The organism is Actinomadura alba (assembly GCF_014323705.1).
GTDB lineage: Bacteria > Actinomycetota > Actinomycetes > Streptosporangiales > Streptosporangiaceae > Actinomadura_C > Actinomadura_C alba.
In genome coordinates, this window is the sequence record NZ_JABVEC010000041.1 from 1 (window position 1) to 17243 (window position 17243).

Annotated in this window: 19 protein-coding genes; 9 read left to right on the forward strand and 10 right to left on the reverse strand. The window is 70.8% G+C overall.

Annotated elements, in window-relative coordinates; genetic code table 11:
• Nucleotides 1-825 (reverse strand): alpha/beta fold hydrolase (locus HKK74_RS33605; RefSeq protein ID WP_187247443.1); only part of this gene is annotated, 825 nt, incomplete at its 3' end.
• A gap of 136 nt (nt 826-961) precedes the next feature.
• Entirely contained in the window at nt 962-1114 is a 153-nt protein-coding gene (locus HKK74_RS33610; RefSeq protein ID WP_222723067.1) for a hypothetical protein, read from the reverse strand.
• Nucleotides 1115-1265: 151 nt separating this feature from the next.
• Here HKK74_RS33610 and HKK74_RS33615 point away from each other — a divergent pair, with 151 nt between their 5' ends.
• Nucleotides 1266-1679, forward strand: coding sequence for a YciI family protein (locus HKK74_RS33615; RefSeq protein ID WP_222723078.1), 414 nt, complete (start codon nt 1266-1268; stop codon nt 1677-1679).
• 8 nt (nt 1680-1687) lie between these two features.
• Complete coding sequence (locus HKK74_RS33620; protein WP_187247445.1) at nt 1688-2953, forward strand: RNA polymerase sigma factor; 1266 nt, start codon at nt 1688-1690, stop codon at nt 2951-2953.
• 87 nt (nt 2954-3040) lie between these two features.
• Here the strand turns inward: HKK74_RS33620 and HKK74_RS33625 are convergent, their stop codons facing one another.
• Nucleotides 3041-3880 (reverse strand): NAD(P)H-binding protein, encoded by an 840-nt coding sequence (locus HKK74_RS33625; protein ID WP_187247446.1) that lies wholly within the window; start codon nt 3878-3880, stop codon nt 3041-3043.
• Between the two features lie 124 nt (nt 3881-4004).
• Between HKK74_RS33625 and HKK74_RS33630 the strand changes: the two genes are divergently transcribed.
• The 3 genes from HKK74_RS33630 (at nt 4005) to HKK74_RS33640 (ending at nt 6447) form a co-directional block, all read left to right on the forward strand.
• Entirely contained in the window at nt 4005-4412 is a 408-nt protein-coding gene (locus HKK74_RS33630; protein ID WP_246492251.1) for a winged helix-turn-helix transcriptional regulator, read from the forward strand.
• A 314-nt stretch (nt 4413-4726) separates the two neighbouring features.
• A complete protein-coding gene (locus HKK74_RS33635; protein ID WP_246492252.1) occupies nt 4727-5785 on the forward strand; it encodes a sensor histidine kinase in 1059 nt (352 codons plus the stop codon).
• Complete coding sequence (locus HKK74_RS33640) at nt 5782-6447, forward strand: response regulator (protein WP_187247448.1); 666 nt, start codon at nt 5782-5784, stop codon at nt 6445-6447. Before HKK74_RS33635 ends, HKK74_RS33640 begins: the two co-directional genes overlap by 4 nt.
• On the opposite strand, the gene HKK74_RS41155 is transcribed toward HKK74_RS33640, so the two are convergent.
• From HKK74_RS41155 to HKK74_RS33655, 3 genes are all read right to left on the reverse strand, one after another.
• Entirely contained in the window at nt 6444-6575 is a 132-nt protein-coding gene (locus HKK74_RS41155) for a hypothetical protein (protein WP_281398147.1), read from the reverse strand. The two genes, HKK74_RS33640 and HKK74_RS41155, sit on opposite strands and share 4 nt — an antisense overlap.
• Before the next feature lie 93 nt (nt 6576-6668).
• Nucleotides 6669-7517 (reverse strand): ABC transporter permease, encoded by an 849-nt coding sequence (locus tag HKK74_RS33650; RefSeq protein WP_187247449.1) that lies wholly within the window; start codon nt 7515-7517, stop codon nt 6669-6671.
• Nucleotides 7514-8422 (reverse strand): ABC transporter ATP-binding protein, encoded by a 909-nt coding sequence (locus HKK74_RS33655; RefSeq protein ID WP_222723068.1) that lies wholly within the window; start codon nt 8420-8422, stop codon nt 7514-7516. Before HKK74_RS33655 ends, HKK74_RS33650 begins: the two co-directional genes overlap by 4 nt.
• A 240-nt stretch (nt 8423-8662) precedes the next feature.
• Here HKK74_RS33655 and HKK74_RS33660 point away from each other — a divergent pair, with 240 nt between their 5' ends.
• From HKK74_RS33660 to HKK74_RS33670, 3 genes are all read left to right on the forward strand, one after another.
• Nucleotides 8663-9601: a helix-turn-helix domain-containing protein gene (locus tag HKK74_RS33660; protein ID WP_187247451.1), complete on the forward strand. Its 939-nt coding sequence runs from the start codon at nt 8663-8665 to the stop codon at nt 9599-9601.
• Nucleotides 9602-9792: 191 nt separating this feature from the next.
• A complete protein-coding gene (locus tag HKK74_RS33665; protein ID WP_222723069.1) occupies nt 9793-10263 on the forward strand; it encodes a signal peptidase II in 471 nt (156 codons plus the stop codon).
• A 236-nt stretch (nt 10264-10499) separates the two neighbouring features.
• Nucleotides 10500-11138, forward strand: coding sequence for a maleylpyruvate isomerase family mycothiol-dependent enzyme (locus tag HKK74_RS33670; RefSeq protein WP_187247453.1), 639 nt, complete (start codon nt 10500-10502; stop codon nt 11136-11138).
• Nucleotides 11139-11203: 65 nt separating this feature from the next.
• Here the strand turns inward: HKK74_RS33670 and HKK74_RS33675 are convergent, their stop codons facing one another.
• Nucleotides 11204-13222: an AfsR/SARP family transcriptional regulator gene (locus HKK74_RS33675; RefSeq protein ID WP_222723070.1), complete on the reverse strand. Its 2019-nt coding sequence runs from the start codon at nt 13220-13222 to the stop codon at nt 11204-11206.
• A 91-nt stretch (nt 13223-13313) separates the two neighbouring features.
• Between HKK74_RS33675 and HKK74_RS33680 the strand changes: the two genes are divergently transcribed.
• The gene (locus HKK74_RS33680) at nt 13314-14192 is read left to right on the forward strand and encodes an alpha/beta fold hydrolase (RefSeq protein WP_187247455.1); all 879 of its coding nucleotides are present in this window, start codon (nt 13314-13316) and stop codon (nt 14190-14192) included.
• A gap of 463 nt (nt 14193-14655) precedes the next feature.
• Here HKK74_RS33680 and HKK74_RS33685 read toward each other — a convergent pair whose 3' ends face one another.
• From HKK74_RS33685 to HKK74_RS33695, 3 genes are read right to left on the reverse strand one after another with little or no spacing between them, the layout of a single operon-like run.
• Nucleotides 14656-15474, reverse strand: coding sequence for a MerR family transcriptional regulator (locus HKK74_RS33685; protein WP_187247456.1), 819 nt, complete (start codon nt 15472-15474; stop codon nt 14656-14658).
• 12 nt (nt 15475-15486) lie between these two features.
• Entirely contained in the window at nt 15487-16281 is a 795-nt protein-coding gene (locus HKK74_RS33690; protein WP_187247457.1) for an ABC transporter permease, read from the reverse strand.
• The gene (locus HKK74_RS33695) at nt 16278-17237 is read right to left on the reverse strand and encodes an efflux ABC transporter ATPase subunit, DrrA-related (protein ID WP_187247458.1); all 960 of its coding nucleotides are present in this window, start codon (nt 17235-17237) and stop codon (nt 16278-16280) included. Before HKK74_RS33695 ends, HKK74_RS33690 begins: the two co-directional genes overlap by 4 nt.
• Nucleotides 17238-17243: the final 6 nt, after the last annotated feature.

Sequence of the window (17243 nt, forward strand, 5' to 3'; positions counted from 1 at the left end):
GTCCGGGTGGCGGCGGCCGGCGAGGAAGTCCGCTATCGCGGGCACGAGCAGGTCGGGCGGCACGACGTGCTCTTGGTCCGCCAGGACGATCTGCCGGCCGCCCGGTATGCCGTCCGCGATCCGCCTGCCAGCGTCGATCATCCAAGCGGGGCACGCCCCGCCGTTCACGACGAGGGTGGCCGTCGCCACCCTGCCGACCTGATCGGCGGGTATCGTGCCGCCCCTGCTGATGTCGCCCATGACCTCGGAGTCGTACGCGAGCGTGTGGGCGATCGCCTCCAGCCCCGCCCACCAGGGTTCACCGCGCATCTGGGCGACCGCCTCCGACGGCACTCCCGTCCATGTCATGAAGAGCGCCGCCGCGTCGCCGCGGCGATCCTGCTCCAGGAGGGTCCGGAGCTGCCGCCCCTGCTCCCGCGCGGCCCGCTCCTGCTCGCCGGCGGGTACGAAGGGCGGGTCGTGCAGCGCGAGCCTGGTGATGGGCAGGCCGTGCGCCGCCGCGTGCAGGGCGAGGCCCGCACCTGACGAATGGCCGTACACCGACACGGTGCCGCCGGCCTCGGTGATGAGCGCACCCAGATCCTCGATCTCGCGCTGCACCGCGTACGGCGCGGTGTCGCCGCTGTCGCCACGCCCCCGGCGGTCGTAGTTGATGACGGTGAAATGGTGTGCGAGCCGCTCGGAGACCTCGCGCATCTTCGCCCGGTCGCAGGTCGCACCGCCCACGACGACGACCGGACGGCCGGAACCGAACCGCTCGAACGCGATGGGGGTACCGTCCGCCGAGATCACCTTGTTCATGACGCCTCTCTCTCCGGTGTACATCCGCGTTCCTCTCCTTTGTCGTACACGGGGTGTCTGCCACTCATCAGTGAGTCGAGGCCGTGAGAGGCGAAGGCGACATCATCATGCACAGTCCGTGACGCTGAGCCACGACGCCGGCCCCGGCGAAACGGACTGCCTATCGTGCGGTTCGATCTCGCAGGGCTTTGCCGATCAGGTCGTGGATCAGGAATTCGCCCGGTGAGCGGTTCTCTTTGAGCCGGTCGAGGTCGGCGGGGCCGAACCAGTCATAGGCCGAGTGCTTGGACCACTCCAGTGCCGGGTGCTCCAAGTCGCCTGCCGGACGGCTGACCGGGCGGTAGCCGAGATGGAGAATGTTTCACGACCCGGTGCGGTGGACGTCCGAGACGGGCCGATGGCTCCGACGTCTCCGGTGCGAGGCACCGGAGAGGTGCCGACGGAGAGGAGAGATCGTGAAATACATGATCATGATGTACGGCTCGCAGCAGGACTACGACATGCTGTCCGGGCAGCCCACCGACGGCTCGGCCTGGTCCGCCGAGGACGTCGCGGCGATGCACGGGTTCATGGAGTCGTGGAACACCGAACTGGTGAAGTCCGGGGAGTTCGTCGACGCTCAGGGCCTGAGCGAACCCGTGCACGCCAGGAGGATCGAGTTGAAGGACGGGGTTCCTGTCGTCACCGACGGGCCGTACCCCGAGACCCAGGAGGTCCTCGCGGGCTACACGATCGTCGAGTGCGAGAGTTTCGATCGGGCGACCGAGATCGCCGCACGCCTGACGAACACGCCGCACCCCGAGAACGCGGATCTGGGCCGCGAATGGTACGTGGACGTGCGCCCGATCCTCGACGGCATCGGTGATCTGGAGATCTGATCGCCTCCGTGCCCGGCACCGAGATCGAGGGCCTGTTGCGCCGGCTGGCGCCGCAGGTCCTCGGCGCGGTCGTACGACGTTACGGACATTTCTCCACCGCCGAAGACGCGGTGCAAGAGGCACTCCTCGCGGCGGCCGTGCAGTGGCCGAGGGACGGAGTTCCGGACAGTCCGCGCGGGTGGCTGATCAAAGTCGCCTCGCGCAGGCTGACCGACCTGCTCCGCAGCGAGCAGGCCCGCCAACGTCGTGAGGACGCCCTCGCCCAGTGGACGCTGCCCGACGAATGGCTGGTGCCACCCGCCGATGCGGCCGTGGCCGGTGGCGGGGGCCGCGCCTCGGAGGCCGACGACACGCTCATCCTGCTGTTGATGTGCTGTCACCCGTCACTGTCGCCCGCCTCGCAGATCGCGCTCACCCTGCGGTCGGTCGGCGGCTTGACCACCGCCGAGATCGCCCGTGCCTTCCTCGTGCCAGAGGCGACCATGACCCGGCGGATCACCCGGGCCAAGCAGCGGATCAAGGACAGCGGTGTCCCCTTCGGCATGCCGCCCGCCCCGGAGCGCGGCGAACGGCTCAACGCGGTCCTCCACGTGCTCTACCTGATCTTCAACGAGGGCTATGCCAGTACGTCGGGGCCGAGGCTGCAGCGCGGTGAGCTATCGGCCGAAGCGATCCGGCTGACCCGCATGGTCCACCGGCAACTGCCGGGCGATGGGGAGGTGACGGGACTACTCGCCCTCATGTTGCTCACCGACGCGCGCCGGCCCGCGCGTACCGGACCGGACGGCGAGCTGATACCGATGGCCGAGCAGGACCGCGGCCTCTGGAACGCAGACTTCATCGCCGAGGGCGTGGCCCTCATCAGCGAGGCGCTTCCGCAGGGCGCGGTCGGGCCGTACCAACTGCAGGCCGCGATCGCCGCGGTGCACGACGAGGCGCCGAGCGCCGAGGCGACCGACTGGCCACAGATCATGGCACTGTACGAGCTTCTGCTGCGCATCTCCGACAACCCCGTCGTAGCGCTGAACCACACCGTCGCGGTGGCCATGGCGCACGGCCCTCGGGCGGGGCTCGGCCGGCTCGAGAAGCTCGAGGACGACGAGCGGATCGCCGGGGACCACCGCCTGCACGCGGTCCGCGCGCACCTTCTGGAGATGGCCGGTGATCGGCCGGCGGCGCGCGACGCCTACCGGGCGGCGGCCCGGCGTACGACCAGCCTCCCGCAACAGCGCTACCTGCACGCCAGAGCCGCTCGCCTGGCAGCCGACGAGTGAGGCGTTCGCCGTCGCGGGAGGCCGCTCGAAGTCCCCTGAGGCGTGCGGCGCCGAGGCCGCAGTGGGAGGTCGGTCACGCCGGGCGGGTCATTCGAAAGCGGAGACGTTGCGCCTGGCCCACTCGGCGAAAGTGCGCGGGCTCCGGCCGAGAATCTGCTCGACGACCGGGCTCACCCGCTGTTCGGCCTCCGACGGCGCGCCCAGGATGTCGAGAGTGCCGTCGATGACCGGCCCGGGCATGAACCGCATCATGTGCGCTCGGGCCTCCTCGCGGCTCTGCTCGACGAACCGCACAGGTGTCCCCAGCGCGTCCCCGATCGCCTGGGCCCGCTCGCGCGGAGAGATCGCCGACGGCCCGGTGAGCTCGTAGGTACGGCCGGCATGAGCCCCGTCACGCAACACCACGGCCGCGACCTCGCCGATATCGGATGGGTCGATGTCCGGCAGCGCGACGTCGCCGAACGGCGCTGAAACGGTCCGCTGCGAGCGGACCGCCTCAGCCCACAGGAAGGCGTTGGAGTGGAAGCCTCCCGGCCGCAGGATCGTCCAGGCCGGACCGGACTGCCGGAGTGCGTCCTCGAACGCCCTGAGGCGGGAATGGGAAGGGTTCTCCGGCCGCCCTCCGGCACCCTGGGAGGACAGCAGGACGACCCGCCCGACCCCGGCGGTCCTCGCGAGATCGAGGATGTCGTGCGGCTTCAGGTCCTCACCGGCACCGGCGACGAGCAGGAACAGCGCGTCCGCTCCGTCGAGGACCGGCCGAAGGGTTTCCGGTTCGGCCAGGTCGGCTCGCCGGAACCGTACGCCCTCGGGGCCGTCGGCCGCCGAAGGCCGTCGCGAGACAGCTGTCACCTGCTCGCCGGCCGCGGCGAGGGCCCGGACGAGTGGCCGCCCGACGTTCCCGGTCGCTCCCGTAACTACGATCATGAACTGCTCCTCTTCTGGGTATCCACTGTGGTCGCTCACGCCGACGGCGCCGCGACTCGTCGACGCTAACAGCCTGCGTATAGTAGGTACCTAGAAGAAAGTGACTATCTCGTAGGGGATCCGCATGAGCGGCAACACGACCCGGCCGGCCCGCATGCCGGTCGACTCCGAGCAGGCCTGCCCGATCGCCCCGGTGGTCGACATCGTCTTCAGCCGCTGGACCACGCCGATCCTCTGGACGCTCAACGAGTACGGCCGGCAGCGTTTCGTCGAGCTTCAACGACGCATCTCCACGATCACACCCAAAGTGCTGACCCAGCGTCTTCGACAGCTGGAACGCGACGGCCTGGTCATGCGCGCTTACCACGCCGAGATCCCACCGCGGGTGGAGTACGAGATCAGCGAGCTCGGGCGCAGCCTGGCGCCTCTGTTCGCGACGCTCGCGACGTGGTCCGCCGTCAACCTCGACAAGGTCGAGCAGTCGCGACTGGACTACGACGCCGCCGACCGGCCCCCGGGCCGCCGGTCCTGATCCCGGTCCGGGCCGCCCGCCGGGCGGGCTGGAGACCAAGACCGTACGACCCTCGGCGGCCAGCCGGCGGAACAGGCCGCGTACCCACAGCACGCCTTCGGGTCGGACCGTCGGCCACATCTCGCGGCGACGCCTGTGGCCCGTGGGCGTACGCCCACGGGCCGATGCCCCGGCCGGGATCGGGTGTTTACGATCGGTGGGTGCCCGCCACGTCATGTCCCCCAACGCTCCCGCTGCTGAAGCGCGTGCTCCCGGTTGCGTGGTCGGCTCTGGCATGGTGCGGGGCCATCGCGTTCCCTTTTGTTCTGTTCGTCATGTTGAAGAATGGTTCGCAGGACCCGGCCGGCTTGCGGCTGCTTCTCCCTGCGATCACTACGGTGCTGCCCACGGGTCTCCTGCGGCGGAGACCACTGCCGGCCTTGGCGCTGATGCTCGCCGGTTCGTTCGCCGCGACGACGACGGTCCATTCGTGGGAGGTCGGGTATCTGCAGGTTCTGGCGAACGACGTCGCCGTCGGCTTCATCGTGGCCACCCGGCCGCGCCGGATCTGGATCGTCGCCGCCGTCATGGCGCTCAGCGTGCAGATCGGCTCCGCCACCTACTACACGTCCGGGTCGGATTTCTTCGGCAGAACCGTCGCGTTCCTCGTCATGGCGATCATCACCGCCTGGATGATCGGTCATTCGATCCGCGAGCGCCGCGAGCACTCCGCGGCCCTGCGTTCGCAGGCCGCGGCTCAGGCCGTCACCGCCGAACGGCTCAGGATCGCCCGCGAACTGCACGACATCATCGCGCACAGCGTGGGCATCATCGCCATCCAGGCCGGAGTGGGCAGCCGGGTCATGGACACCCAGCCGGCCGAAGCCCGCAACGCGCTCACCGCCATCGAGGCCACCAGCAGGGAGACGCTCGCCGGGCTGCGCCGTACGGTGGGAGCACTACGCCGGACCGAACCCGGTCCGGGGCCGGGCTCCGCGCCTCTCGACCCGGCACCGGGGCTCGCCGACGTCGACCGGCTCGTCGCATCGACGATGGACGCCGGTGTTCGTGTCGAGGTGCGATGGCGGGGCAAGCGGCGCCCGCTTCCCGATGACATCGACCTGGCCGCGTTCCGGATCATCCAGGAGGCGGTCACCAACGTCGTACGCCACGCGGGCACCCCCGACTGCCGCGTGACCATCGACCATGGGGACACGGAGCTGCTCATCGAGATCGACGACGACGGCCAGGGCGGCGGCTCGGTCACCGGATACGGCATCGTCGGCATGCGGGAGCGGGCCGGCCTGCTGGGCGGCCGGTTCAGCGCCGGGCCGCGTCCCGAAGGCGGCTTTCGGGTGGCGGCTCGGCTGCCGTTGCCATCGGAGCGCCGATGACGGTCCGCGTCCTGCTCACCGACGACCAGCCGCTGGTGCGCGCCGGACTGCGCGTGCTCATGGCCGACGCCCCCGATCTCGAGGTGGTGGGCGAGGCCGGCACGGGAGCCGAGGCGGTCCGCCTGGTGAAGGACGCCCGTCCCGACGTGGTGGTGATGGACCTCCGCATGCCCGGCATGGACGGTATCGAAGCCACCCGGATCATCACGGGCTCAGGCGCGGCACGCGTCCTCGTCCTCACCACGTTCGACGATGACGACCACGTCTACTCCTCCCTTCGGGCGGGCGCCAGCGGTTTCCTGGTCAAGGACATGGCGCTGGAGGACATCCTGGCGGCGATCCGCGTGGTGGCGGCCGGAGACGCCCTGATCGCACCGAGTGTCACCCGCCGCCTGATCGAAGAGTTCGCCGCCCGTCCCCGGCCCGCCTCCGCGCGACGCATGCCCGACGGCATCACCGCACGGGAATGCGAGGTGCTGACCCTCGTCGGACGCGGCATGTCCAACGCCGAGATCGCCGCCCACCTCTTCATCAGCCCCGCCACCGTCAAGGCGCACGTGGCGCGGCTGTTCACCAAGCTGGGCGCCCGCGACCGGGTCCACCTCGTCATCATGGCCTACGAGACGGGGCTGGTATCGCCGCCCCGACGACCGTGCACTTAGCGGCGCAGGGCGGTCTCCCGCTCCATATGTGACAGCTTCTCGGGATTGCGCACGGCGTAGAGCCCGGTGATGAGGCCGTCGTCGATGCGCACCGCCATGACGGTGTCGATCTCGCCGTTGAGCCGCATGATCAGCGCCGGGTAGCCATTGACCGGTGCCGGCTGCAGCGACGCCGCGACGTGGAGCCGTGCTGGGGTGATGCACGCGGTGGCGGCCAGCCCTTACCCGACCCGCTGCAGGGCCTTCTCGCGGCGCTCCGCCACGCTCGAACCCGACTCCCGCCGCGCCATCCGGCGCAGGACGATCGGCGCCACGGCCAGGCCGAGTACGGCCCAGGCCCCCAGCACCCCGGCGGTCTCCAGGTGCCGCCAGGATTCGCCTATCTCGACGCCCACCGCGGCGTCCGGGAGCAGGGCCGAACGCATGCCCAGGCCGAGCCAGTAGATCGGGGACACCTGCGCGACCCATTGCAGCCACTCCGGCATCGAGGTGATCGGGTAGAAGATGCCGGAGATCGCGATCATGCCCAGGATGGGCAGCTGGATCAGCCCTTGGCTGCGCGCGCTGGGGAACACCGATCCCAGCACAGCGCCGATGGGCAGGGTCGCCACCATGCCCAGTACCAGCACCCAGGCCAGGGTCAGCCAGGCACCCGGGCTGCCGGCCACCAGGCCGTCGACGATGAACAGTCCGGGGATCAGCAGGATCGCGAGGTCGGCGAGCAGGCCGCCGGCCACCGAGACGACCTTGCCGACGAGATATCCCCGCATCCCGTTCGGCGTCGCCTTGGCGCGCAGCAGGGTCCCGTCCTCACGTTCGGCGGTGAGCTGCTGGCTCATGCTCACCATGCCGAGGGCGGCGTTCATCCCCAGAATGCTCGGCAGGGCCAGGGTGCCGAGCAGGAGTCCGCTGGAACCGAACCCCGTGTCTCGCATGAAGTACATGACGATCAGCATCAGTACCGGCCAGAGCAGGTGGGACAGCAGATCCGCGCCGTTGGTGAACGACTGCCGCAATTCGATCAGGCCGCGAGCCCACCCCGCCCGTATCGCCGTGGTCGTCGGGTTCATCGGGCCGTCTCCTTCGACTCGCGCGCTGCGGCTTCGCCCTGGCGTACCAATGCCATGTAGGTGTCCTCCAGCGACGCCCGGCGGACCTCGAGTTCGCTGATCCCCTTGCCGTACCGGCTGAACAGCCCGCGTACGAATTCAGTGGATTCGGTGGTCGATGTCACGAAGTGCTGCCCGTCGTGCGTCCAGCGCACCTCGTCCTCGCCCGCGATCCGCCGAGCCAGTTCGTCCGCCGAGCCGTCCGCGATGATCAGGCCGCCGGTCAGGATCATGATGCGGTCGGCGAGCTTGCCGGCTTCGTCCAGGTCATGCGTGGTGAGCAGGATCGTGGTCTCGTGGTCGTCGGCGAGACGGTGGACGAGGTCGTGGAACTCATGCCGAGCCTTCGGGTCGAAGCCGGCGGTGGGCTCGTCCAGGAACAGCAGCTCGGGGCGGCCCACGATGCCGATCGCCACGTCCAGCCTGCGTCGCTGCCCTCCGGACAATGTCTTGATCTTCTTGCCCGCGTGCTCGGTCAGGCCGACCGCCTGAATGAGTTCGTCGGCGTCCCACGGCCGCTGGATCATGTCGCTGGAGTACGAGGCGTAGTAAGTGCCGAGGTGGGCGAGCAGTTCACGTACCCGCCACTTGCCGTGATCGCGCCAGGACTGCAGGACGACCCCCAGCCGCGCCCGCCACCGCTCGTCGCCGTGCGCCGGATCCGAGCCGAGCACCTGCACCCGGCCCGCCGACCGCATCCGGAAACCCTCGAGGATCTCGATCGTGGTGGTCTTACCCGCCCCGTTCGGGCCGAGCAGGGCCAGCACCTCCCCGTGGCGCGCTTGGAACGTCACATCGTTCAGGACGTCGGTCGTGCCATAGCGCATGCGCAGGCCGTCGACATCGAGTACGACTTCCTTGCTCATGGTCACGTTCTCACCCTCGTCATGGTCCGCGCCTCGTGTTCAACAATCACGAAAGCTACGTTGCGTTTCACATGTGGTCAACAGAAATGCGCGGAATCAATCGCATCGCACCGGGCTTTTATCGCGAAAATTGCAATGGCACTGTCAGTGAATGCAATGCCCGGCCGATCGATCGTTGCAATGTGTTGACGGTGAATGCACACTGGACCCGACCATCGACCCAGCAGGAGGCGAGCGCGGATGCCGGGAGGCAGGCTGACTCACCAAGATCGCCGGGACATCGGCGCGGGGCTGACCGAAGGGCTCGGGTACGCCGAGATCGCCAGGCGGCTGGGCAGGCCGACGTCGACCATCAGCCGGGAGGTCGCCCGGAACGGCGGGCCCGCCGGATACCGGGCGGACCACGCACATCAGGCCACCGACCGGCGTGCCCGCCGGCCCAGTCCGGCCCAGCCCCTGGAGCCACCGGCGGCCGTCGACGCCGACGGGCGTGACCCCGAGGCGGTGCGAAGCTTCGTCGAGCAGTTCGCGGAGCTGATGGTCCACGCTGGGCTGCCGCGGATGGCGGCCCGGGTGCTCGCCTGCCTGTTCACCACCGACTCCGGCACTCTGACCGCCGCCGAACTGGTCCAGCGTCTGCGGGTCAGCCCCGCGTCGGTGTCCAAGGCCGTCGGTTATCTGGAAGGGCTGGAGGTGGTCCGGCGCGAACGCGGCCACCCCCGGCGGCGCGAGCGCTACGTCGTCGACGACGACGTCTGGATCCGGGCCTGGACGACCGACGCTCGCAGGCACGCCATGTGGGCGGACGCCGCCCGCCGGGGAGCCGAGCTCTTCGATGTCACCACACCCGCCGGGGCGCGGCTGGACCACATGTTCCGGTTCTTCGCACGCCTCAGCGACGACATGGCCGGCGGCCTCACCGAAGCCGCCGTCGGTGACGCACTGACGGTGCTCGCCGCGCTCGTGCACGCCGGCGCTCCACTCACCGTGGACGGACTGGCGACCGCGCTGGGCTGGCCCCCGGGCCGCGTCACCGGCGCCTTGGACGACGCCGAACAGCACCCGGACATCACCGACCCGGTCGCTCTCCGGCGCATCCCGACCGGCAGCTACACCGTCGCCGCCAGACCCGACCGGCTCACCACGACACAGCGCGAGGCCCTCGGCCAGCTCCGGTAGGAGACCCCTGGCCTCGTCTCCGTGTCGCCGTGCCCACCAGACGGACGCGGCCGGCCCCACGCCCCTGGACCCTCGTACTCTGGGGAAACAGGCACCGAGGGTTGTGGGAGGTCGGCGTGTCGGTCGGCGTAGACGGATCGGCCGCGTCCGGGGCGAGGCGGAGACCGGGGTTGTACGGACGATTTCTGGCCTTGGCCCTGACCGTCCTCATCGCAGATCAGGCATCCAAGCTGTGGGCCGTCTCCGCGCTCTCGGACGGCCGGCACATGGCGGTCCTCTCACCCTTGCTCGAACTGCGGCTGGTGTACAACGCCGGGGCGGCGTTCTCCTTCGGCGAGACGATGACCTGGGTCTTCGCCGTGACGGCGGCCGTCGCGGTGTTCGGCATCCTGTACGCCGGCCGGCGGCTCGGTTCGGGCGGCTGGGCGCTGGCGCTGGGAATGATGCTCGGCGGTGCGACCTCCCATCTGGGCGATCGGCTGTTCCGTGCCCCGGGCTTCGCCCAGGGACATGTGGTCGACTTCATCGACTACAACGGGCTGTTCGTCGGGAACGTCGCCGACATCGCGCTCACCGCCGGTGCCGCCGTGATCATGCTGCTCGCCCTGCGCGGCGTTCCGCCCGGCGGCCACGCCGACGACCGGCCGCCCTCCGGCAAGTGATGTTCTGTTCCGATCCGAAGCTCCGCGATGAGGACGTGACTTCGCCGTCGATCCGGTGACTTCGTCACCGCCTCCATGGCCTGCCGGTCCCGTTCCACGACCCCCCGCTTCGCGAATTCCGGCCACGAGATGTCGAGACCGGGCCTCCGTGCTCCGACCTCTGCTCTGAGGCGCCCGCACGCGACCCCACCGGACGCCGTAGACATCATTCGCATACCTGGATAGGAGCGCTGGACATGGACCGTGACGAGATCCTTTCGTGGGTGAAGGCCGAACGGCTCGGCCTCGCCGACCTCCTCGACGACCTCGAGGATCACGAGTGGGAGGCGGCCTCCCTCTGCTCCGGCTGGACGGTGCGGGATGTGGCCGCTCACCTGACGCTGTCCACGGGCTCCCCGCTCCTCGGCACGATCAGGGACGTGATCCGGGCGCGAGGCGACTTCAACCGGATGGAGGCCGACAAGGCACGGGAGCGCGCGGCCAGGTTCGAGCCCGCGGAGCTCGTCGCGCATATCCGTGCGACTGCGGGCTCGGCTCGTCGCAGTCTGGGCTCCCGCCCGCTGGACCCGCTCGTCGACATGCTGGTGCACGGGCAGGACATCGTGCGACCGCTCGGGCGCGTACGGGAGATGCCCGTGGAGCGGGCGATCGCGGCGCTCGACCACGTCCGGGTCGACATCTCACCGGCCTACGGCGCCCGTAAGCGCTTGCGCGGCACCAGGCTGGTCGCCACCGACGTGGAGTGGTCGGCGGGTAAGGGGCCGGACGAAGTCCGGGGGCCGGTGGGCGACCTGCTGCTCGTGGCGACCGGGCGAGCCGCGGGACTCGCAGGCCTGTCCGGGCCGGGTGCCGAACGGATCGCGGCCACCCTGTAGGAAGGTGGCCGCCCGGCCGTACAGACCACTGGTCGTACGGCCGGGCAGGAGAGGTACGACCTGGCTCACACGCGATGTTGGAGGGCGGTGGCGAGTTCGCTGAGGTGCTCCGAGACCGGGCCCAGGGTGAGCAGGCCGCTGCCCGCCCCGGCCAGCTCCGCCGCCGCTGGGGTGAGCTCGGCGTGGGCGCGCTCCATCGTCTCCAGGTCGCCGACGGCGATCGCCGCACGGGCGGCGAGGCACCACAGGGCCTCGAACAGCAGGTCGCGCGGAGGGTCTGGGAGGCGGCGCAGCGCCGCTGCGGCTGCACTGCGGCGGCCTCGGGCCAGCAGCATCAAAGGGCCGGCCCACGGCTCGTACGGTCCCCAGTCGGTACGCTCGTCGGCCTGGACCGGCAGTCCGTGCAGCAGGCGCAGGCACAGCAGGGCCAGTGGCAGCAGCCCGCGTTCCAGTCCGGGCATGCCGGCGCCGTCCAGTCGCGCGGCGGCGTCCTGGTAGGCGACCTCGACCTCGGCCGCCGGCGCTGCGGGTGCCGCCGGTACCTGCCTGGTCGCGGCGAGCCGGAGCGCCCGGTACCACTGGGTGAACACGCCCACCAGCGGCAGTTCGTGGCGCTCGGCCAGGTGGTCGGCGGCGGCCGCGTGCCCGTCCGCTTCGGGGAAGTCCGCGAGCGCGCTGCGGGCCTGGAGCCGGATGAGGTGCCCGAGCACCTCGTATGTGGCCAGGCCGTGCCGGACGGACAGGGCGACCAGTTCGGCGCCGATCGTGTCCCGGCGCCGAGCCAGGCCGGCGCGGTGGAAGGTCTGCATGAACACACCGTTGAGGGCGAACGCCAGCAGCGCGGGGTCGTCCAGGCGGCGGGCGATCTCCTCAGCCTGCCGGGCCGCTTGGGGCCCACGTACCGAGCGGGTGCCGCGTGACTCCAGGGCGATCGTGGCCAGCAGACGGGCCCGCGCCGCTTCGTGCACGCCGGGCGGGAGGGCGAGCAGGGTGCGCTCGGCCGCCGCCACGACGCTCGCGGCCTGCTGCGGGTCGTCGACACGGGTCCAGATCGCCGGGACGTCGTAGGCGCCGATCACGCGGGCGGTCAGTTCCGGATCGCCCAGCTCCTCCGCCGCCGTGATGGCCGCCACGCGGTGCCGGCGGGCCGCCTCGAGGCCGCCGCCCCCGGTCACCGCGAGATTGCGCAGCAGGCCGACCGTCGACTCCAGCCGGGCGCGGGCACCGGCCGCCACGGTGCGGTCGTAGGCGGCGGCCGCCTGTTCCCACACCCGTCCCGCCGGATCGCGCGGCCCGAACGCGGGGTCGAGGTGGCCGGCGTGCTGGAGGATGTCGGCCTCCAGGCGGCGTAGTCCCGGTCCCGGATCCACCCCCAACTGCTCGATGAGGAGCGTTCGTGCCCGGCGTAGCACCGCGAGCGCGTCGCCCTGGCGGCCGGTGCGGTACAGCGCGAGGGCCAGCTGTCGCCAGGCGTCCTCGCGCCAGGGATGCTCGGCCACGTGCGCGTCCAGATCCGGCACCGCCTCGGCGGCGAGTCCCAGGGCCAGCCGGGCCTCGGCCTGACGCTCGACGGCGTGCAGCCGCAGCTCGCCGAGGCGGGAGCGCTCCGCACGGGCCCAGGTCTCCTCGGTGAACTCGGCGTAGGCGGGACCGCGCCACCATCCCAGCGCCTCCTCCAGCCGGGCGAGCGCGTCCTTGGGCGGCAGCGTCGCGGCCGCGGCCACCGCCTGCTCGAAACGCCAGGCGTCCACGGCGCCCGGCTCGGCGCGCAGCGCGTACCCCGGGCCCTCGGTGACCAGCAGCCGGGCCGGCGTACGGGGCGGGCGCTGCGGTTCCAGTGCCCGGCGCAGCGCGGCGACGAAGGTGCGCACCGAGCCCACGGCGCCCTCGGGTGGATCCGTCCAGAGGTCCTCGGCCAGGCGGGTGACCGGGACGACGCGGCGGCGAGCGACGATCAGCCGGGCCAGCACCGCGCGGTGCCGCGGCCCCTTCAACGCGATCGCTCCCCCGGCACCGTCCCAGGCCGCCACCGGCCCCAGCACCCCGAACGCGACCTGCACCCTTGACCACCCTTTCCGGCGCATCGCCCCTGGTCACGGTAGCGCGCTCATTCGATGCTAATCCGCGCCCGGAAGGCTCTAGAGCACCTGGTCACCTATGAAGAAGGACGAGATCATGACGCCTGCCATCGACGGCTTCACCTACGAGCGCGTTCCCGTCGCCGACGGCGTGTGCCTGAACGCGGCCGTCTCCGGCTCGGGCAGTCCGATCGTGCTGCTGCACGGCTTCCCGCAGACCCACCTCATGTGGCGGCATGTCGCCGCGGACCTCGCGGTCGACCACACCGTGATCTGCCCCGACCTGCGCGGCTACGGCGCCAGCGACAAGCCCGCCGAGACCGACGGGGCCACCTACGCCAAGCGCACCATGGCCGCGGACATCGTCGCCCTGGCCCGAGCGCTGGGCCACGAGCGTTTCGCGCTGGCCGGACACGACCGCGGTGCCCTGGTCGCCTTCCGCGCCGGGCTCGACCACCCCGAGACGATCACCCACCTGGCCTGTCTGGACGTGCTTCCGACCCCGGACATGTGGGAGGCGATGCGCGGGGTCACCGCCGCCGTCGGGTTCCACCTTTACCTGATGGCCCAGCCGCCGGGCCTGCCCGAGCAGATGATCGCCGCGGGCCCGGACGCCTTCTTCGGCCACTTCCTCGACATCTGGGCAGGCGACCCGCAGGCGATCCCCGGCGATGTACGCGCCGCCTACCTGGACGCCTGCCGCGAAGCGGTGCCCTCCATCGTGGCCGACTACCGCGCCTCCGCCGGCATCGACATCGTTCACGATCAGGCCGACCGGGACGCCGGCAACCGGCTGCGGATGCCGGTCACCGTGCTCCAGCAGGACTGGGGCGCCGCCCTCGGCTTCGACGCGGCGGCCCTGTGGAGCGTCTGGGCGGCGGACCTGCGGCATACCACGGTCACCTTCGGCCACTTCATGGCCGAAGAGGCCCCCGCCGACATCGCCAAGGCCCTTCGAGAACTTCTCGCCCGCTGAACGACCGGGGCACGTACCGGACCCGGGCGGCAAGACCATCGCGAAGCATCGCACCGCCCGGGCCCATGCCCTACTCGCAGACGTTCGTTTCCGGTGCGCAGAAGTCGACCTCGGGGTAGCGGGCCGACGGCCGTTCCAGCAGTGGTTGGCGTCCTGCGCAGGTGCAGGTCAACGAAGGCCCGGACGTACCTGCGGGTGAGCTCCACGGATCGGGGTCCGGCCAGGTCACTGCCGAGGTTCACGCCGCTGCCGATCGTACTTTCGACTGGTACAGGATGCGGGTCGAGATCTCCTAGCCTGAACGGTCGTCAACGTCGGGATCCGCCATCCACCCGCTCGGAGCCGACAACCCCGATGACGGCGTACGGCCCCGGCGCCGTCACGCGTTCGCGTACCGCCGCCCAGGCGGATCTACGGGCACGTTGACGCCGCGGGAGCGCGCCGGGTCGCGGCGCGCCCGCCGTCACCGATAACGCCGGGAACGCTGCACCGCGGTGTCTTCCTGCCGCACCCGTGTCGGGTCCACGCGCTCGAGCTTGGTCCAGCCGGTCCAGCCCCGCTTCTCCAGCAGCTCGATCAGTCGACGGGCCGGCGGCGCGGCGTCGAACACCAGCGTGTCCCCGAGCTCGACGAACGGTGGCTCGATGTCGTCGTCGACGTAGTCCTCGCCTCGCTCGTCGGCCATCCGGGTGATGTAGGCGGCCAGCCTGTCGGCCAACTCGACCAGCCGTGGGTCGTCGGCGGTCCAGTCGAGAGCCTGGCCCAAAGTGAGATAGAAGTCGATGAGCTCCGGGTCGGCGATCTGCTCCCGCTTGAGCGCCATCCACTCCGAGGCCAGCTCGGGCGAGTGCGCGGCCAGCAGGATCCAGCCGTCGCGCTCGACCTCGACGATCCGCTCGTCGACCCCGAGCGCCCGCAGTCGGTCGAGAAACTCGACCACCTCCGGTGGCAGCGCCAGGTTGTCCCCGGCGGCGAGCCGGGCCATCCGCTCCCGGTTCCGCTGCCGCTGCCGGATCTCCGCCCGCAGCCGCTTGTCGATGTCCGCGACCGCCGTGGCGAACTCCTCTTCGTCGGCCTGTAGCAGCTCCCGTACCCGCGCCAGCGGGACCCCGGCCTCGGCGAGGGTCCGGACCTTGATCAGCTCGATCACGGCGGCGGCGTCGTACCTCCGGTAGCCGGAGTGGTCCCGCTCCGGCTCCGGCAGCAGCCCCTTGGCGTGATAGTGCCTCACCGCGCGCACCGTCACTCCGGCGTACGACGCCAGCTCGCCGATAGTCAGCATCGGACCAGTCTCCTAGTTCGCGGCGCGGGTCCGGTAGAGACGCCGCGACCAGAGGTAGCCGACCAATCCGATCACCACACACCAGCCGATGGCCCAGAGCGCGTCCGAACCCCCCGGCGATCCGGCCAGCAGACCGCGGAAGGCGTCCATGATCGGCGTGAACGGCTGGTGCTCGGCGAACCACCGCAGCCCGGTGGGCATCGACTCCACCGGCACGAACCCGCTGCCCACGAACGGCAGCAGCACGAAGATCATCGGCCAGTTGCTCGCGGTCTCCGGGTTCGGGCTGGCCAGCCCCAGCCCCACGGTGAACCAGGTCATCGCGAACGACAGCAGCGCGAGCAGGCCGACCAGGCCGAACCACTGCATCGCCGAGGCGGCGGTCTCCAGACCGAGCAGGAACGCCACCCCGAAGACCACCGCGAGCGCGAGCGCGGTCTGGATCATCGCGCCGAGCACGTGGCCGGTCAGCACCGAGACCTTCGCGATGGCCATGGTCCGGAACCGGTCGATGATCCCGTTGGTCATGTCGGTGGCGACCGAGACCGCGGTGCCGATGGACACGCTTGCCACCGTCATCATCAAGATCCCGGGAGTGATGAACGTCAGGTAGTCGCCGCGGTCCCCCGCCGGGGCTCCCGGCAGACCGGCACCCAGGGTGCCGCCGAGGACGTAGACGAACAGCAGCAGGAACAGCAGCGGCAGGCCGATCAGCATCAGCGTCTGCGACGGGTATCGGGCCATGTGCTTCAGGTTGCGGCGCAGCATGGTCGCCGAGTCGCGGAAGGCGTACGTCGTGGTGCTCATGCCGGCACCCCCTGGGGATGCTCGTCGGTGGTGGGGTGGCCGGTGAGGGCCAGGAACACGTCATCCAGGTCCGGGGTGTGCACGGCGAGCCCGGTGACCGCGCCGTCGTCGTCGATCCCGTCCAGCAGCCGTCGCAGCGCGGTGAGGCTGCCGTCGTGCGGCAGGGTCACGGTGAGTGTCTCGGCGTTCGGGATCGCTTCGGGCAACCGGCGCGCAAGCTCGGCCACCCGCTCGCTGTCGGCGACCTGGAGCTCGATGTGACCGCCGGGGACCAGCCGCTTCAGCTCGGCCGCGGTGCCCTCGGCGACCAGCCGGCCCCCGTCGAGCACGCCGATCCGGTCGGCGAGCTGGTCGGCCTCCTCGAGGTACTGGGTGGTGAGGAAGACGGTGACCCCGCCGGCCACCAGCTCCCGCACGATCCCCCACAGGTCACGGCGGCTGCGCGGGTCGAGGCCGGTGGTCGGCTCGTCGAGGAAGATCATCCGCGGCCCGGCCACCAGGGTCATCGCCAGGTCCAGCCGCCGCTTCATGCCGCCGGAGTACGCCGCCGCGCGCCGGTCGGCGGCATCGACCAGGTCGAACCGCTCCAGCAGTTGCTCGACCACGGTCTTCGCGCGGCGCCGGTCAAGGTGGCCGAGGTCGGCCATCAGCCGTAGATTCTCCCGCCCGGTCAGCAACTCGTCCACGGCGGAGAACTGTCCGGTCACTCCGATCGACGCGCGCACCTGGTCGGCCTCGCGGCGTACGTTGTACCCGGCGACCCGAGCTTCACCGGCGTCCGCAGGGAGCAACGTGGACAGGATCCGGACTACGGTGGTCTTGCCGGCCCCGTTGGGCCCGAGCAGGGCGTAGACGGTGCCTTCGGGGACGGTCAGGTCGACTCCGGCGATCACCTCGTGGTCGCCGTACGACTTGCGCAGTCCGGCGACCTCGATCGCACTGGTTTTCGTGGTCATGCCAAC

Bases quoted from the DNA above. Each gene is read 5' to 3' on its own strand.
- HKK74_RS33640 (WP_187247448.1), top strand. From the start codon at position 5,782: ATGACGGTCCGCGTCCTGCTCACCGACGACCAGCCGCTGGTGCGCGCC.
- HKK74_RS33655 (WP_222723068.1), bottom strand. From the start codon at position 8,422: ATGAGCAAGGAAGTCGTACTCGATGTCGACGGCCTGCGCATGCGCTAT.
- HKK74_RS41155 (WP_281398147.1), bottom strand. From the start codon at position 6,575: ATGCGGCTCAACGGCGAGATCGACACCGTCATGGCGGTGCGCATCGAC.
- HKK74_RS33690 (WP_187247457.1), bottom strand. From the start codon at position 16,281: ATGAGCACCACGACGTACGCCTTCCGCGACTCGGCGACCATGCTGCGC.
- HKK74_RS33650 (WP_187247449.1), bottom strand. From the start codon at position 7,517: ATGAACCCGACGACCACGGCGATACGGGCGGGGTGGGCTCGCGGCCTG.
- HKK74_RS33615 (WP_222723078.1), top strand. From the start codon at position 1,266: ATGATCATGATGTACGGCTCGCAGCAGGACTACGACATGCTGTCCGGG.
- HKK74_RS33635 (WP_246492252.1), top strand. From the start codon at position 4,727: ATGTTGAAGAATGGTTCGCAGGACCCGGCCGGCTTGCGGCTGCTTCTC.
- HKK74_RS33625 (WP_187247446.1), bottom strand. From the start codon at position 3,880: ATGATCGTAGTTACGGGAGCGACCGGGAACGTCGGGCGGCCACTCGTC.
- HKK74_RS33695 (WP_187247458.1), bottom strand. From the start codon at position 17,237: ATGACCACGAAAACCAGTGCGATCGAGGTCGCCGGACTGCGCAAGTCG.
- HKK74_RS33680 (WP_187247455.1), top strand. From the start codon at position 13,314: ATGACGCCTGCCATCGACGGCTTCACCTACGAGCGCGTTCCCGTCGCC.
- HKK74_RS33685 (WP_187247456.1), bottom strand. From the start codon at position 15,474: ATGCTGACTATCGGCGAGCTGGCGTCGTACGCCGGAGTGACGGTGCGC.
- HKK74_RS33660 (WP_187247451.1), top strand. From the start codon at position 8,663: ATGCCGGGAGGCAGGCTGACTCACCAAGATCGCCGGGACATCGGCGCG.
- HKK74_RS33630 (WP_246492251.1), top strand. From the start codon at position 4,005: ATGAGCGGCAACACGACCCGGCCGGCCCGCATGCCGGTCGACTCCGAG.
- HKK74_RS33675 (WP_222723070.1), bottom strand. From the start codon at position 13,222: ATGCGCCGGAAAGGGTGGTCAAGGGTGCAGGTCGCGTTCGGGGTGCTG.
- HKK74_RS33670 (WP_187247453.1), top strand. From the start codon at position 10,500: ATGGACCGTGACGAGATCCTTTCGTGGGTGAAGGCCGAACGGCTCGGC.